The sequence below is a fragment of the Polaribacter porphyrae genome, from assembly GCF_002954685.1.
In the GTDB taxonomy this organism is placed as follows: Bacteria; Bacteroidota; Bacteroidia; order Flavobacteriales; family Flavobacteriaceae; genus Polaribacter; species Polaribacter porphyrae.
Genome location: NZ_MSCN01000001.1, coordinates 1,058,854 through 1,073,609, shown reverse-complemented (window position 1 = coordinate 1,073,609; position 14,756 = coordinate 1,058,854). Strand labels below are relative to the sequence as shown.

Sequence of the window (14,756 nt, the reverse complement as noted above, 5' to 3'; positions counted from 1 at the left end):
TATTATTGTTTAAAGTACCAAAAAGGAATATTAACTTCTGTTCTTTTTATGGTATCTTTTTTTCGATTTCTTTTAATTAACCTTTTTACTTTAAGATAATGTTTACCTTCAGCAAGTTTTTTTATATTTACGTAAGTTTCAAAACCTAATTGATCTTTTTTATTTTTTGAAATTAAAAAATCACTTTCAAACCGAATTGTATCAATATAAATTTGATGCATTTCATTAAAAACTTCCAAATACTTTTTAGTTAAACTATCTCTTGATTTTATAGATTCTGTTGAGTTGAATGTAATAATATCTGTACTAAAACCTCTTCTATCTTTTTCTGGTTTTAAAGATGGATGATAGTTGTAAATTCTATTCTCAATACTTTCAGTAAAAATTTTAAATACTTTTACATAAGGCTCACGAATTATTTTAGATTGAATTGTAGCTACTTTTCCAAAATCATCATCTTCAGTAAGTAAATCTTCATAATTTTTAGAATTTATATATGTTGAATTTACATATTTTGCATCTATAAGATAATTTGTTTTTGTATGTTTAAATGAAATTAAAACAGAGATAGCAATGTAAGATGGTACTAGAAAAAAACTTAACCTTTTAGTAAATTTATCATCTAAAAAATTATAAACTAAAGGTCTATATAAAAAGGTTAATGTAAGAAAACTAAAGACCCAATAAAAAGGAAAATAGATTTTAGAAAGCCATTTTTTCTTTTTAATATATCCTTGAGTTAAAAAATCTAAAAATACAAGTAAACTGCCTATAGCTAAAAAAAGCATTAAAGCAATACCAACTACAGTTCTAGGTATTTCAGGGAAATCATCGTTTGAAATAATTAATGATGCTACTCCCACAAAACTAACCATTAATAATGAGATACTTACAACATAAAAAATCAATAAAAAGGATACAGCAAATAGCACACTACAATAGTTTTCTAAAGTAGCTACATATTTATCAAAAGAAACTATTCTTTTTTTTAAATAGGTTGTAAACTTATTTTGATAGTTTAGTTTTTCAAAATCAATATCACCAGATACATAACGTAAGCCTAAAGCTCCAATCCATAATCCTCTTAAAATTACATGTATTAATAGATTGAAAATTAAAATACAGCAAGCAACAAATGCAACTAAAAGAAATATAAAAGGAATAAATTCTCTATCATTTTCAGCAATTAACATTGCTGTTTTAATATGAGGAATGGCAGTTATTAAACCAAAAATAGCAAAACCAGAAATCAGTAATTCTAATTGCCAGCTTTCTTGCTGAAGCTTATCTAATAATTCCTTAAACTTATTGTCTTTGTAATCACTACTCATCTAAAAAACTTTGCTTAAAGATACTGACCTTTTTAAAAATAAAAAAACAGAAAGCTTTAAAAGCTTTCTGTTTCTAATTTGTATAGTTTTACCTAATATTATTTAAGTAAAATAAAAGTAGATAATGTTAACCTTTCATTTTTTTCTTAAACTTATCAAACTTATTCGCTTTTTCTTTAGGAAAACTATTGTTAGAAGTATCAACATCTGCTGTTTCTAAATCTGGGTCTATCATAATACTTTCCACTTGTTTGTTAGAAGAAAAGACTTTAGTAACTTCATTATCATTATATCTCCAAATTTCTGCAGGATACATTTTCTTTTCTTTTGTACCATCTTTGTACGTGAATTCTACAATTATTGGCATTACTAAACCTCCAGGTTTATTGTAAGTAATTTCATAATGATATTTATCTTGTTTAGAAGCAAAACCTAAACCCTCTGAAGTATCTTCTATAAATTCAACTGATTTTTCTCCTTCTTTCGCACTGAATTTTTTTACACCTTTTATGCCTATATCAGTAACATCTGTTGTGTAAAACCATCCTCTCCAAAACCAATCTAAATCTATGCCAGAAGCATCTTCCATAGTTCTAAAGAAATCAGCAGGAGTAGGGTGTTTAAATTTCCATCTTTGTGAATATGTTTTAAAAGCATGATCGAATAATTCTCTACCCATAATAGTTTCTCTCAACATCCAAAGACCAGTTGCAGGTTTACCATAAGCATTACTACCAAAGCTGTATACATTATCTCCTTTAGACATTATTGGTGCAATTCTATCTTGATTGCCACTCATATATCTTACAATATTTTTTGGATATCCTCTTGTAATAGGGAAGTTAGGATCGTAATCTAACTCTGCTAACATTTCCATATATGAATTTAAACCTTCATCCATCCAAGTCCATTGTCTTTCATCAGAGTTTACAATCATTGGGAAAAAGTTATGCCCAACTTCATGAATGGTTACTTTTATCATTCTGTATTTTGTTCTGTCAGAATATGTACCATCAGGATTTGGTCTACCTGGGTTAAAACATATTTGGGGATATTCCATTCCCATTTGTCCATCTACTGAAATAGCTTTGTGATACGGATAATCAAAAGTATATCTAGAATATGTTTTTAGTGTTTGTGCAACTGCTCTTGTAGAATGATCTCCATATAAAGGATTTGCCTCTTTAGAATAGAGAGATTCTGCCATTACTGTTTTACCATTAATGTTTACAGCCATTGCATCAAAAATAAATTTTCTTGATGTCGCAAAAGCATAATCTCTAACATTTTTAGCTTTAAACTTCCATGTTTTTGTGCCTTTTGCTTTTGACTTCTCTATCTTTTCTGCTTCTTTTTGCGTTCTGATGATAACAGGTTTATCAAACGTTTTTTTAGCAGTTGCATATCGTTTTAATTCTTTTCTAGAAAAAACTTCGCTTCTGTTTTGTAAAACTCCTGTAGCTCCTAACATATGATCTTCTGGTACAGTAATGTTTACATCAAAATCTCCAAATTCTAATGCAAATTCACTTCTTCCCCAAAACTGGTCATTTTGCCAGCCTTCTACATTATCGTATACACACATTCTTGGGTAAAACTGTGCTATTACATAATTGTTATTTCCATTTTCTTCAAAATGTTCGTAACCAGATCTACCACCTTGTGTTCTATGATTATTTATATTATACCACCAAGAAATGTTAAATTTAAAAGTTTCTCCAGATGCTAAAGGTTCTGGTAAATTAATACGCATCATGGTTTGATTAATAGTGTGTGATAATTTACTACCATCAGTATTTGTAACACTCATTATATTAAAGCCACCATCAAAAGGTTTATCAGGAAAAGATCTATCATACCATCTTTTAGGTAGTTTCTTTCTAATTTTTCCAGAACTAATATCTGGAGTTTTAGAATCAGCAGCTCTCATGTTCTGATCTAATTGTACCCATAAATATGGTAAATAGTCTGGAGAATTATTTTTATAAGTAATGGTTTCTTTACCCGAAATTCTACGTTTATCATCATCTAAAGTGATGTCCATAACATAATCTACCTTCTGTTGCCAGTAGTCTTTACCAGGTGCACCAGAAGCAGTTCTAATTGAATTTGGTGTTGCTAATTCTTGTTTTAATTGTCTAAACTTATTGGTATTCGTATGTCCTTGTTTTGCTTTTTGGGCATAAAAAGTGCCAATAAATGCAAAAGAAAATAGAATAAAACTAATTTTTTTCATGAATGTGTGGTTTTTGATTTTAATGAATTACTAATATTTTAAATTGGCTATATTTTTATCTTTTGTAAGCAACACACTTTTGTATGTTGTGCCTACTTTAGATTTTATTAAATTTTGTTGTTTTTCAAAATGGTGAATTAAAATGGTATTTTTTATATCTATTGTGTTTATTGCTTCTATATTTTCTATTTCTAAATAAAAAAATACTAAATCACCATCATATTCTTTACCAATATAATTGAACTTTTTGTCATCACCATTTACTTTAAAATCTAATTTTTGGTTCAAGTATTTTTCAAAATATGTATCGTTATTTTTTAACTCATCTTTGGTGGTTAATTGTAAATCAATATTATAATCTTTATTTAGGGCGAGTTCAATATCATCCATAAAAACATTAATAATAATTTGAATAGCCTTCGCTTCTTCTTTATATTTAATTTGTGTTAAACTCAAATAATATTTATGAGTAGAAAAGGAAAAAAGAGGAATTAATAATAGTAGTAAATATGTTTTTTTGAATCTCATATATTAGTAAAATATCAAATACGAAGCCAAATTACTCTTTTTTTATGATTTTATGATAAGAGACACTCTCTGTTCTGAATATTTTAATCACATCTAATATTTTACCTTCTTTGTGTAAATCTTCAATACCAAGAGGGTTGCAGTAATCTAAAAAGTGAAAATATTTATCAATTGGTATTTTTAATTCGTCAAAGAAAAATTTCTCTCCTAGTTCTGATAAGATTTTATAGGGAAATGCTTTCTTTTGGGATAATTTTTTACGTAAAGCCCATAAACGTTGAGAATATTTAAAAGGTATAGCAGCTGCAGTACCTGCACCTACGAAAGCTCTTGTTGGATCAGTTTCATTGATTTGAGGTCTTACTCTTTTATCTATATAATCGTCTGCAACATTAGCTTTCATATCAATATTAGAAAAATCCATAACATCTCTTAACAAAGAGTCTTTTTTATTTGTTTTAACCTTCTTAAGATCAGAGCTTAAACTGCCTAATAGATTGTGACGTTTCAACTCAAACTCATCTAATTTATAGGTATTAGATTTAAGTGTTATTGAAATTGTTTTGTTGTTAATAATAGCGTCTGTAACAACAATTTTCGTTTTTATATGTTGTACTGAAGATACGCTTAATGTATCTCCTGCTACAGCAAATATTCGAAATAAGCCACTATCATTAGAAAAAGTACCTTGGCTTGTTTTTAAGTTTATAATATTTGCATTTACAACTACTCCTAAAGAATCAGTAACAACACCGCTAATTATTTTTTTTATTTTTTGAGCATGTAAATTTGAGAAAGCGTAAAATAAAATTACAGTAAAAAGTAGTTTGGTTTTCATATAAAAATTTCCATCACAAAGTAGTTATTAAACAATTAATTTTGGCGATTTCAATTTTTAAACTTTTGTTAAAAGATTATTTCTTTTTGATAAGTTTTAAGAAAGAGATACATTCTTTTCTAAATATTTGTATAACTTTTAAAGTTTGATTTTTTTTATATAAGTTAACGATATCTTTATATAAACAGTAATCAAAAAAATTATTATATTCATTTTTAGGTATTTTGAGTTCTATAAAGAAAAAGTAATCTCCGAGTTCACTTAAAATATCTTTAGCTATTTTATTTTCTTCTTCAAGTTTTTCTATAAAAGAAGTATCTTTTGCAAAACTACTTGATGATTTTATACCCATTCCTTCAAACCTATTGTTAGGTAGCCTTACAATATCAGCTTTCATTAAATGAGCTTCATCAATTCCAATTGGTGTTTTTGAAATTGCATAAAAATCCATTTTTTTAATATCTGATACTATCTTATCTACCAACTCTATATTTTTATCAACGGGTGTTTTTTTAAAATCAATAGCTAAAGAACCAATAAGATTGTGCTTTTTTACAATAATTTCATCAAGTTGGTATGTTTTTGACATTAAAAATATAAGATTGATATCTTCATTTAAATGATGTGCTTTAACAACGAAGAATTTTGTTTCATAACCAATAGCACTTATTTTTAAACTATCATTTTTTGAAGTTCTAATTCGAAATATACCATTATCATTAGAAAAAGTGCCTTGATTGGTTTTTAAATTAATAATATTGGCATTTGCAACAATATGTAAGGAATCAATAATTTTACCTTTAAAAATTGTTTTTTTATTTTGAGCATTAAAATAGGAGCAACTAAAAATAAGGACAAGAAAAAGTAGTTTGGTTTTAAAAAGCATCAGTTTTTATTAATTAATGCAACTTCAGTTTTTATTTTTTGAGGAAATACTTTACTTTCTTTCATTAAAACCTTTGTGAGTATAATGTTTTGCTTTTTATTGAATAAATTGATAATTCCTTTTTTGAAGCAATAATTTAAAAACGGGTTAATATTTTCTTTTTTGATATTTAAGTCTGTTATAAAAAAATCATCTGTAAAATATTTTCTTATTTCAGAAAGTACTTTGTCTTCATACGTAATTTTTTTTAGCATTTTTTCTCTTCTATTATTTCCATTTATTGCATTTATAAGATTATCTAAATTAACAACGCCACCAGACCTGAATTTTACAATGGCTTTATCTTTCTTGGGTTTGGTATTAGCATAGGGGAGTCTTAAAGTTTTTGCATTTACTTTAGGTGGAGGTAGTATATCTTTATCAATATGAAAAATACTTTTTGGTTTTTCTAAAACAATTTCTTCTAGTATGTAAACTTTTTCTTTTAATGTAATGTTGATTTTTCCTTCTATAAATATGTCTTTAGAAATTTTGATTTCTTTAGTTTCAAAGTTTACATGTGTAAATTGAAGTGTATCATCTAAAGAAACAGGAATTTCAAACCAACCAAAATCATTTGTAATTGTTCCTATGTTGGAACTTTTATTGATGACATGTACATTTGAAATCGCAGTTTTTTCAACTATAATATATCCATGAATAAGTTTTTTGCTTTGTTGACTAAAACATATACCTACAAAAAATAAAAAATAAGTTATTAGTTGTTTCTTCATGTAAACAAAGAAAACAGAAGCTACTCTTAAAACTCTATTAATGCAATTGTAAACTTTTGTTAAACAAAAAAATCATCATAAATTTTATGATGATTTTAAGAATTCTAGTTATAAAAAATGTTTTTTATTTTTCTAGAACCATATACATAGTTCCTTTAATAGTAATACTTTCTAAACCGTCTTTTTCTGTTTGATTAACTATTGCTTTAAGTCTTAAAGTTTTACCATCATAACTATCAACAACAAGATTTGCTGGGATATTTTTATCATTACTAAAAGTAATATTATTACCATCTAATTCCCAATTTGGGTTTTCATTTGGGTCATTTATGGCATAGACTTCTTCCTCTTCAGTTTCTGTTCTTCCATTATAAGTTGCAGTAGCAACTATAGTATATTTACCTTCTGTACTTGCTTTTTTAGGATTATCTGCAAAAGTTAATGTCATATTAATCTCTTTTGCATAAGCACTATATAAAGCAGTAATATTTTTACCACTACTGACATAAGAAACGGAACCATCTTCAATTCTTTGCTCTTTTAAATTCCAAGTACCAATTAAATCAGCTTCTGTAATACTAATATTTAGATTGTCATCAGTATCACAAGCTGTAAATGTTGCTAAAAAAGCAATTATTAAAAAGTGTTTTAATTTCATAGATTTTAAGTTTATTGATTTCGGTAAATGTAGATAACATATATAAAATAAAAAAATTATTTTTGGAGCATGAAAAATATGATTATAGCTAGCACTTCTACCATTTATGGAAGTGGTTATTTAGAATATTTGTTGCCAACACTAAATGATTTTTTTAAGAATATAAAAACGATACTTTTTATCCCTTATGCACGCCCAAGTGGAATTTCTTATAATGAATATACAAATATTGTAGCAAAAGCATTTTCAAAAATAGACATTGTAGTACAAGGCATTCATCAATTTGATAACCCTAATATTGCTATAGAAAAAGCTGAAGGAATTTTTACAGGAGGAGGTAATACTTTTGAATTGGTAAATCAATTATATAGGCATGATATTTTAGTAACCTTAAAAAAAGTTTTAGAAAACGGAACTCCATATTTAGGCACAAGTGCTGGGAGTAATATTTGTGGAGTTACTATGATGACTACTAATGATATGCCTATAGTTTATCCACCAAGTTTTACTACTTTAGGCTGTATTCCTTTTAATATAAATGCACATTACCTTGATCCAATTAAAGGTTCAACTCACAAAGGTGAAACAAGGGAAACTAGAATAAAAGAATTTCATGTTTTTAATAATACACCTGTGTTAGGTTTGCGTGAAGGAAGTTGGTTAGAAGTATTAGGTAATAAGATTTGTTTATGTGGAAATTTAACTGCTAGGTTGTTTCAAAAAGATAAAGAGCCAATTGAATTAGAGAGTGGAGGTTTGAGATTTTAAGTTTTGTGGTTAAAGGCGTGAATTAGGTGGTTAGGAGTAAGAGACAAGTTAGACTTATTAAATACAAACATTTTTTCTACCAACTTTAATAATTTCTTCAATATTAAAATCATCAAATTTTTCTAATAGTTTAGTAGTTCCATTTTCTTTTTTATATCTTAATTCCTCTTTATACAATGGTATAAGAGTATAAATATCTATTACTTTATTATTGTTTAATTTAATTTCAGTAAACTCTGAAGATAATTCCATAGAACTTAACAGAATAACAGAATTAAAGCCTAAACCTTCTGTATATTCTTCAGAATCCTCATACGTATATGTATGACCATATCCCAGCCAAGTTTCATTTGGATGTGGAAGTATCATTAATTCTTTCATCAATCTAAAAGGCCAATAATTTTTTTCATCACTAAAAGATTCATATTCAATATTCCAGTCTTTAGGAAGTAACATCATAACTTCACAAAATTCGGAAGATTCTATATCATCAGGAATTTCCATTGGAAGTGCACTCATTCCACAACTTAATAAAATATGAAAAGGTCTTTCTTGATTAGCTTTGATAATATAAATATCTCTATGGATTGTTTTAGATTCTATTTCATCCAAAACTACAATATCTTCTTTTTTATCAAAAAAACGATCTAAATGGAGGTCAATTGCTTTTACGCTATTAGGAATATTATCTTTTGAATATCTAATATGGCTTGCTTGTTTTTTATTATTAAAAAAGCTAAATATTCCCATTATTATGAATTCAATTTATCAAATTTAAAACTTTACATAATCTACAATCTCTAATCCATAACCAATCATTCCAACACGTTTTGTTTGTTGAGTATTGGTAATTAACTTTAGTTTGCTAATATTTAAATCGTGTAAGATTTGTGCTCCAATTCCGAAATCTCTTTGATCCATTGCTATTGTAGGTGCTTTATTTTCTCCTTTTGCTTGGTTTTCTTTTAAAATTGACAACCTACTCAATAAATTTTTAGATTGATTTTGTTGGTTAATAAACAATATAGCTCCTTTACCTTCATCATTAATCACTTGAAACATCTGGTCTAATTTCTTATCAGCATTATTGGTTAACGTTCCAAGAATATCATTGTTAACCAAAGTAGAATTTATTCTTGTTAAAATACCTTCTTCATTAGTCCAAGTTCCTTTTGTTAAAGCTATATGTATTTGATTATTAGTTGTTTGTTGATAAGCTCTTAATCTAAATTTACCAAATCTAGTTTCAATATCAAAATCTTCTTTTTTCTCAATTAAAGAATCATGCTCCATTCTATATGCCACTAAATCTTCAATAGAAACGATTTTGATATCAAACTTTTTTGCTACTTCAAGTAACTGTGGTAAGCGTGCCATGGTTCCATCTTCATTCATTATTTCTACAATTACACCTGCAGGTTTAAGCCCTGCTAAGCGTGCAAAATCTATGGCAGCTTCTGTATGACCAGTTCTTCTTAAAACACCACCAGCTTTGGCTTTTAGAGGGAAAATGTGACCAGGTCTAGCCAAATCAAAGGGTTTGGTTTCTGTATCTATTAAAGCCTTAATTGTTAATGCTCTATCTGATGCAGAAATACCAGTAGTAACTCCTTTACCACGTAAATCTACAGAAACTGTAAATGCAGTTTCCATAGGGTCTGTGTTGTTGGTTACCATCATTCCTAGTTCTAATTCTTTACACTTACTTTCAGTAAGTGGCGCACAAATTAATCCACGACCATGGGTAGCCATAAAGTTGATCATTTCTGGTGTAACTTTTTCAGCAGCAGCTAAAAAATCGCCTTCATTTTCTCTATTTTCATCATCAACAACAATAATAACTTTACCATTTCTAATATCGTTAATGGCTTCATCTATTGTGTTCAATTTGGTTGTTTGTAACGTCTGTGTTGTCATGCCTTTTTGCTTGATTTCGAAAATATTTTTCTAAAGAAATTAGTAATAGGTTGTAAAAAAGAGTCAAGATTAAAAATACCTTTGTCTTTTGTAGCTCTTGTTGTTAATAAAATTGCAATTGGTATCATAATTATTGCAGAAATCCATGAACCCAATAATGAAGTGATTGAGCTTTCTTCAGCTAAATTTTTACCAAAAGTATTTGCAAAGAAATAGAGAACATAAACTGCAATAGCCAGTATCATTGGTAATCCAAAACCTCCTTTTCTAATAATTGAACCTAAAGGAGCACCAATAAAAAAAAGAATAACACAAGATAATGAGAAAGCCATTCTATTGTAATACTCTGTATCATAAAAATTCACAATTTTTTTTCTCCATTTTGCAGATTTTATATTGCTAGTAATAGAACCTATCATTCTACTATTTTTTGTAATGGCGGAATTTATAATTGAAATTTTATCTCTTAAATTGAAATTCTCAATAATATTTTGGTCAATATTTTTTGCTTTTAAAGAATCAGGATATTTATATAATTTTTTTCCTCCAGATGTTAAAAAAATATTTTTTGCTCTTAATTCTAGAGCTTCATCATAAGCATTTTTTAGTTTTGGGATAGTATCTTTAATTTCTTTTAAGGTAAACATGCCTGGATGCGTTTTTGAAGTAGTAGAATCAATACCAATATTTCCTAAATCAATATTAATTTCATATTCTTTAAAAACAGCACTAGAGGCTGCCATTTTTTTTCTTTTTGCAGTTGTTTTTGCTGTTTTTACATGTTCTTCATAATAATTACCATCATAAAGGAAAAAAGTAATATACTTGCTACCTTCTGTATTTGAAATTTTGCCTCTTTCTGCTGTGATTACTTTTTGATTACCTCTATTACCAGTTAAATCATAGATTAGAACATTTTTCAACAAATTTTCTTCTTCTCCATATTTTTCATCAAACTTAATTTGATATCCAGGAATATCTGCGTTAAAACTTCCTGGAACTAAAGCCAATGCAGGCTGTTTTTTTCTAATATTATTCTTTAAATTTATTTGCTTAAAAATGGCATAAGGATATACATTGTTTAAGAATAGAAAATTAACAATACTTAAACCAATTGCTAAAATAGCAATGGGTCTTACCAAACGTTGTAAAGAAATACCAGCAGATTTTGCAGCAGCAAATTCATAATTTTCACCTAAATTACCTAGAGCCATTATAGAAGATAGTAGAACACCAATAGGTAATGCTTGCGGAATTATCATTAAAGTGGTGTAATACAAAAACTTGAGAATAAACATAAAACTGATGCCTTTACCAGCAATATTCTCAAAAGTTTGCCACAAAGCTTGCATTACTAAAACGAAAAGAACGATTAGAAAAGTAGCAAAAAATGGTACTAAAAAGCTTTTTAAGATGTATCTATCTAAAATCTTCATAAAAAACAAAAATAGCATCTTAATCAATAAGATGCTACTAATTTTGTGTTAATTGAAAACAATCAATCTATTATATAATCTAGGTCTTCGTATTTTTGTTTATCAAAGGTAAAAAAACTATCAGATAAATTTTGATTGCTTTTAAATTTATTGATAGTAAAGCTAGTTTTTGCACCATTAGCACCAGTTTGAATTAACTTATAAATGTGCTTTGTTTTTGCATCAATGCCTAATTCAACCTTTATAATATTAGAATCACTATCAATAGGGTTTAACGTAACAAACTGGATTTTTCTACCATTCATATTCTTTAATTTACCCATCTCAAAAGTGTAACCTTCTTTATAAAATGTTATTAATTTTGATGGATAAATAAAGCCATCATCTCCATCTAAATTACCATCAGTTATAGAAACTTCCTTTTCATCTTTATTAATAACATACAGTTTACTACCATCATAAATAAAATTGTTTCCTAAATAGTTGAGGTTGTATTTTTCGCCTTGTAAATTAATTTCGCCTCTTATTGGAGGTTCATCACCTTCTTTAATACCAGCTTCTTCATTGCTTAATGTTTGGCTAAAACCAATATACATGTTTTTATAAGCTTCCATTTTTGTAGAAACTTCATCTAATAAAGATTTTGCTTTTTCAGAATTTTGTGAAAAAGTTGCAATACTCATAAATATACCTAAAAATAAAATTGTAATTTTTTTCATTTCTATTGATTCTTTTCGTTTTCTAATAATTGTTCTAGTGCTAATAAATCTGGTACTAAAACTTGTCTTGCTTTACTACCTTCAAAACCACCAACTATGCCAGCAGCTTCTAATTGATCTATTAACCTACCAGCTCTATTATAGCCTAGTTTTAATTTTCTTTGCAATAAAGATGCAGAGCCTTGTTGTGCTGTAACAATAACTTCTGCTGCATCTTTAAATAATTTATCTCTATCTTCGATATCTACATCAATACTTGTGCCACTTTCATCATCTACATATTCTGGTAGTTGATAGGCTTCAGAATACGCTTTTTGTGAACCAATAAAATCTGTAATCTTCTCAACTTCAGGTGTATCAACAAAGGCACATTGTATTCTAGTAATGTCATTTCCTCCAGAATAAAGCATGTCTCCACGTCCAATTAATTGATCTGCACCTGGTGCATCTAAAATAGTTCTAGAATCTATTTTAGAAGTTACACGAAAGGCAATTCTTGATGGAAAATTTGCCTTGATAATACCTGTAATTACATTTACAGAAGGTCTTTGTGTAGCTACTATTAAATGAATCCCAATGGCTCTGGCTAACTGTGCCAAACGTGCAATAGGAGTTTCTACTTCTTTACCAGCTGTCATAATTAAATCTGCAAACTCATCAATAACTAAAACAATATATGGTAAAAATTGATGCCCATCATTTGGGTTTAACTTACGCTTTTTAAACTTCTGATTGTATTCTTTTATATTACGAACCATGGCTGCTTTTAGCAAATCGTATCGATTATCCATTTCAATACAAAGTGAATTTAACGTAGTAACAACTTTACTTGTATCAGTAATAATTGCCTCTTCAGTATCTGGCAATTTCGCTAGATAATGACGCTCAATTTTATTGAATAATGTTAACTCTACCTTTTTTGGATCAACCAAAATAAATTTTACTTCAGCAGGATGTTTTTTATATAAAAGTGATGTTAAAACAGCATTTAAACCAACAGATTTACCTTGCCCAGTAGCACCTGCCATTAATAAGTGTGGCATTTTTGCCAAGTCGACTACAAAAGTTTCATTAGAAATGGTTTTACCAATAGCGATAGGCAGTTCCATTTGCGATTCTTGAAATCTCTTGGAAGAAATTGCAGAATGCATGGAAACTATAGTCGATTTTTTATTAGGCACTTCAATACCAATAGTTCCTTTTCCTGGAATTGGTGCAATAATTCTAATTCCTAAAGCAGCTAGTGAGAGTGCAATATCATCCTCTAAATTTTTAATTTTGGATATTCTAATACCTGCTTCTGGAACAATTTCATACAAAGTAATTGTTGGACCAACTGTAGCTTTTATTTCAGAAATACCAATTTTATAATTCTTTAAAGTTTCAACAATCTTATTTTTGTTAGCCTCTAATTCATCAGGATCTATAGAAATACTTTCATTGTATTGTTTTAATAAATTAAACGTCGGAAAACGATAATTTGAAAGTTCTAAAGTAGGATCAAACTCACCAAAATCTTTTAATATTTTATCAGATAAATTTTCTGTTGAGGATTCTTCTTCTTTGGCAATTGCAACATCTATACCTACATCTTTAATTTCGCTAACAGTTTCCTCTTTAGTTTGTTCAACTTTTAATGTTGGTTGATATTCTTTTTCAATTTGTAGAGAAATTTCCTCTTTATTAGTAGCAACATCAGAATGTTTTGTAATTGTAGGTTGTAAGTTTTCTACAGATAATTCAAATTCTGATTTTTCTTTTTTAGTATCATCAACTTTTTTGTCTTTTTTATCTGTATTTTCAGTGATAATTTCTTTTGAATTTTCGTCTTTAAGTTTTTTTCTTTTTTCTCTTTGTATTTTTTGTTCTTTTAATTTATCAATTAAAGCGTTAAAAGTAGCTTTGAATCTAAAAATAAAATAGATAATTGCTAAAAATATCAATATGATGATTAAACCAGTTTTGCCTGTAAAATCTTGCAAAAATAAATTTAGTTCATATCCAATAATCCCAGAAAATAGTGCGAGTTTTTTCTCTATAAATCCAAAAGCTACAGAAAACCAAAGCATTGCAATTAATGTCCAGTTCCAAGAAATGATAATTTTAGAAAATGTTTTTTTAAACAATATATTAACACCAGTTACAAATAACTGATAACATATTAAAAAAGCAGCAATTCCAAAACCTTTATAAATAAAAAAATGACTTAAACTAGCACCAATTTTACCCAGAAGGTTTTCAGATTTTACAGTTCTATCTGTTAGATAATTTAGAGTACTTTGGTCATTTTGCCAATTAAAGAAAAAAGAAATAAAAGCAATACACAAAAAAACAGAAAACAACATTAAAAATGTTGCTATCAGAGTTTTAGATTGCCTTGTTTTTAAGAAAGAGAAAACTGGTTTCTTTCTTTCTTTTACTATGGTTGATTTATTTGTACTAGTTTTCTTTTTAGCCATTAATATTTATAAAATCAATAGGCTGTAAATATAGTAAATTAGTTTTTTAAACTTTTTGATTGATGAAATAAATCAACAAGTTTTTAAGTGCTTTTTATTAAAGATAAAAATTGATTGAGCTAATATTAAAATAGGTGAATCCCCCAATTCTAGAATAACATTAACTCAAATCAATTTTTGTGCTAACTATTTATTAATTATAAAGTA

At 27.7% G+C, this 14,756-nt stretch carries 13 protein-coding genes; 1 reads left to right on the top strand and 12 read right to left on the bottom strand.

Features of this window, described 5'->3' with window-relative positions; all coding sequences use genetic code 11:
* Positions 1-2: 2 nt before the first annotated feature.
* The 7 genes from BTO18_RS04885 to BTO18_RS04855 form a co-directional block, all read right to left on the bottom strand.
* Positions 3-1,331, bottom strand: coding sequence for a hypothetical protein (locus BTO18_RS04885; protein ID WP_105015154.1), 1,329 nt, complete (start codon positions 1,329-1,331; stop codon positions 3-5).
* 127 nt (positions 1,332-1,458) lie between these two features.
* The gene (locus tag BTO18_RS04880) at positions 1,459-3,567 is read right to left on the bottom strand and encodes a M1 family metallopeptidase (protein WP_105015153.1); all 2,109 of its coding nucleotides are present in this window, start codon (positions 3,565-3,567) and stop codon (positions 1,459-1,461) included.
* A gap of 30 nt (positions 3,568-3,597) precedes the next feature.
* Positions 3,598-4,095 carry a DUF6702 family protein gene (locus BTO18_RS04875; RefSeq protein ID WP_105015152.1) on the bottom strand — a complete coding sequence of 166 codons (498 nt, stop codon included), beginning with the start codon at positions 4,093-4,095 and terminating at the stop codon, positions 3,598-3,600.
* Positions 4,096-4,126: 31 nt separating this feature from the next.
* Positions 4,127-4,933, bottom strand: coding sequence for a carboxypeptidase-like regulatory domain-containing protein (locus BTO18_RS04870; RefSeq protein WP_105015151.1), 807 nt, complete (start codon positions 4,931-4,933; stop codon positions 4,127-4,129).
* Positions 4,934-5,009: 76 nt separating this feature from the next.
* Positions 5,010-5,819: a carboxypeptidase-like regulatory domain-containing protein gene (locus tag BTO18_RS04865; RefSeq protein WP_105015150.1), complete on the bottom strand. Its 810-nt coding sequence runs from the start codon at positions 5,817-5,819 to the stop codon at positions 5,010-5,012.
* The gene (locus BTO18_RS04860) at positions 5,819-6,592 is read right to left on the bottom strand and encodes a carboxypeptidase-like regulatory domain-containing protein (protein ID WP_105015149.1); all 774 of its coding nucleotides are present in this window, start codon (positions 6,590-6,592) and stop codon (positions 5,819-5,821) included. The genes BTO18_RS04865 and BTO18_RS04860 overlap by 1 nt, the downstream gene beginning before the upstream one ends.
* 124 nt (positions 6,593-6,716) lie before the next feature.
* Complete coding sequence (locus BTO18_RS04855) at positions 6,717-7,250, bottom strand: hypothetical protein (protein ID WP_105015148.1); 534 nt, start codon at positions 7,248-7,250, stop codon at positions 6,717-6,719.
* Between the two features lie 69 nt (positions 7,251-7,319).
* On the opposite strand from BTO18_RS04855, the gene pepE reads away from it, so the two are divergent.
* Positions 7,320-8,018: a dipeptidase PepE gene (gene pepE / locus BTO18_RS04850; RefSeq protein ID WP_105015147.1), complete on the top strand. Its 699-nt coding sequence runs from the start codon at positions 7,320-7,322 to the stop codon at positions 8,016-8,018.
* A 57-nt stretch (positions 8,019-8,075) separates the two neighbouring features.
* Here pepE and BTO18_RS04845 read toward each other — a convergent pair whose 3' ends face one another.
* From BTO18_RS04845 to BTO18_RS04825, 5 genes are all read right to left on the bottom strand, one after another.
* On the bottom strand, positions 8,076-8,768 hold the full coding sequence (locus tag BTO18_RS04845) for a suppressor of fused domain protein (RefSeq protein WP_105015146.1): 693 nt from the start codon (positions 8,766-8,768) through the stop codon (positions 8,076-8,078).
* Positions 8,769-8,792: 24 nt separating this feature from the next.
* A complete protein-coding gene (gene ribB, locus BTO18_RS04840; protein WP_105015145.1) occupies positions 8,793-9,935 on the bottom strand; it encodes a 3,4-dihydroxy-2-butanone-4-phosphate synthase in 1,143 nt (380 codons plus the stop codon).
* Positions 9,932-11,371 carry an LptF/LptG family permease gene (locus BTO18_RS04835; protein ID WP_105015144.1) on the bottom strand — a complete coding sequence of 480 codons (1,440 nt, stop codon included), beginning with the start codon at positions 11,369-11,371 and terminating at the stop codon, positions 9,932-9,934. The genes ribB and BTO18_RS04835 overlap by 4 nt, the downstream gene beginning before the upstream one ends.
* Before the next feature lie 62 nt (positions 11,372-11,433).
* Positions 11,434-12,090, bottom strand: coding sequence for an outer membrane lipoprotein periplasmic chaperone LolA1 (lolA1, locus tag BTO18_RS04830; RefSeq protein WP_105015143.1), 657 nt, complete (start codon positions 12,088-12,090; stop codon positions 11,434-11,436).
* A gap of 2 nt (positions 12,091-12,092) precedes the next feature.
* Complete coding sequence (locus BTO18_RS04825) at positions 12,093-14,549, bottom strand: FtsK/SpoIIIE family DNA translocase (RefSeq protein WP_105015142.1); 2,457 nt, start codon at positions 14,547-14,549, stop codon at positions 12,093-12,095.
* Positions 14,550-14,756 lie beyond the last annotated feature (207 nt).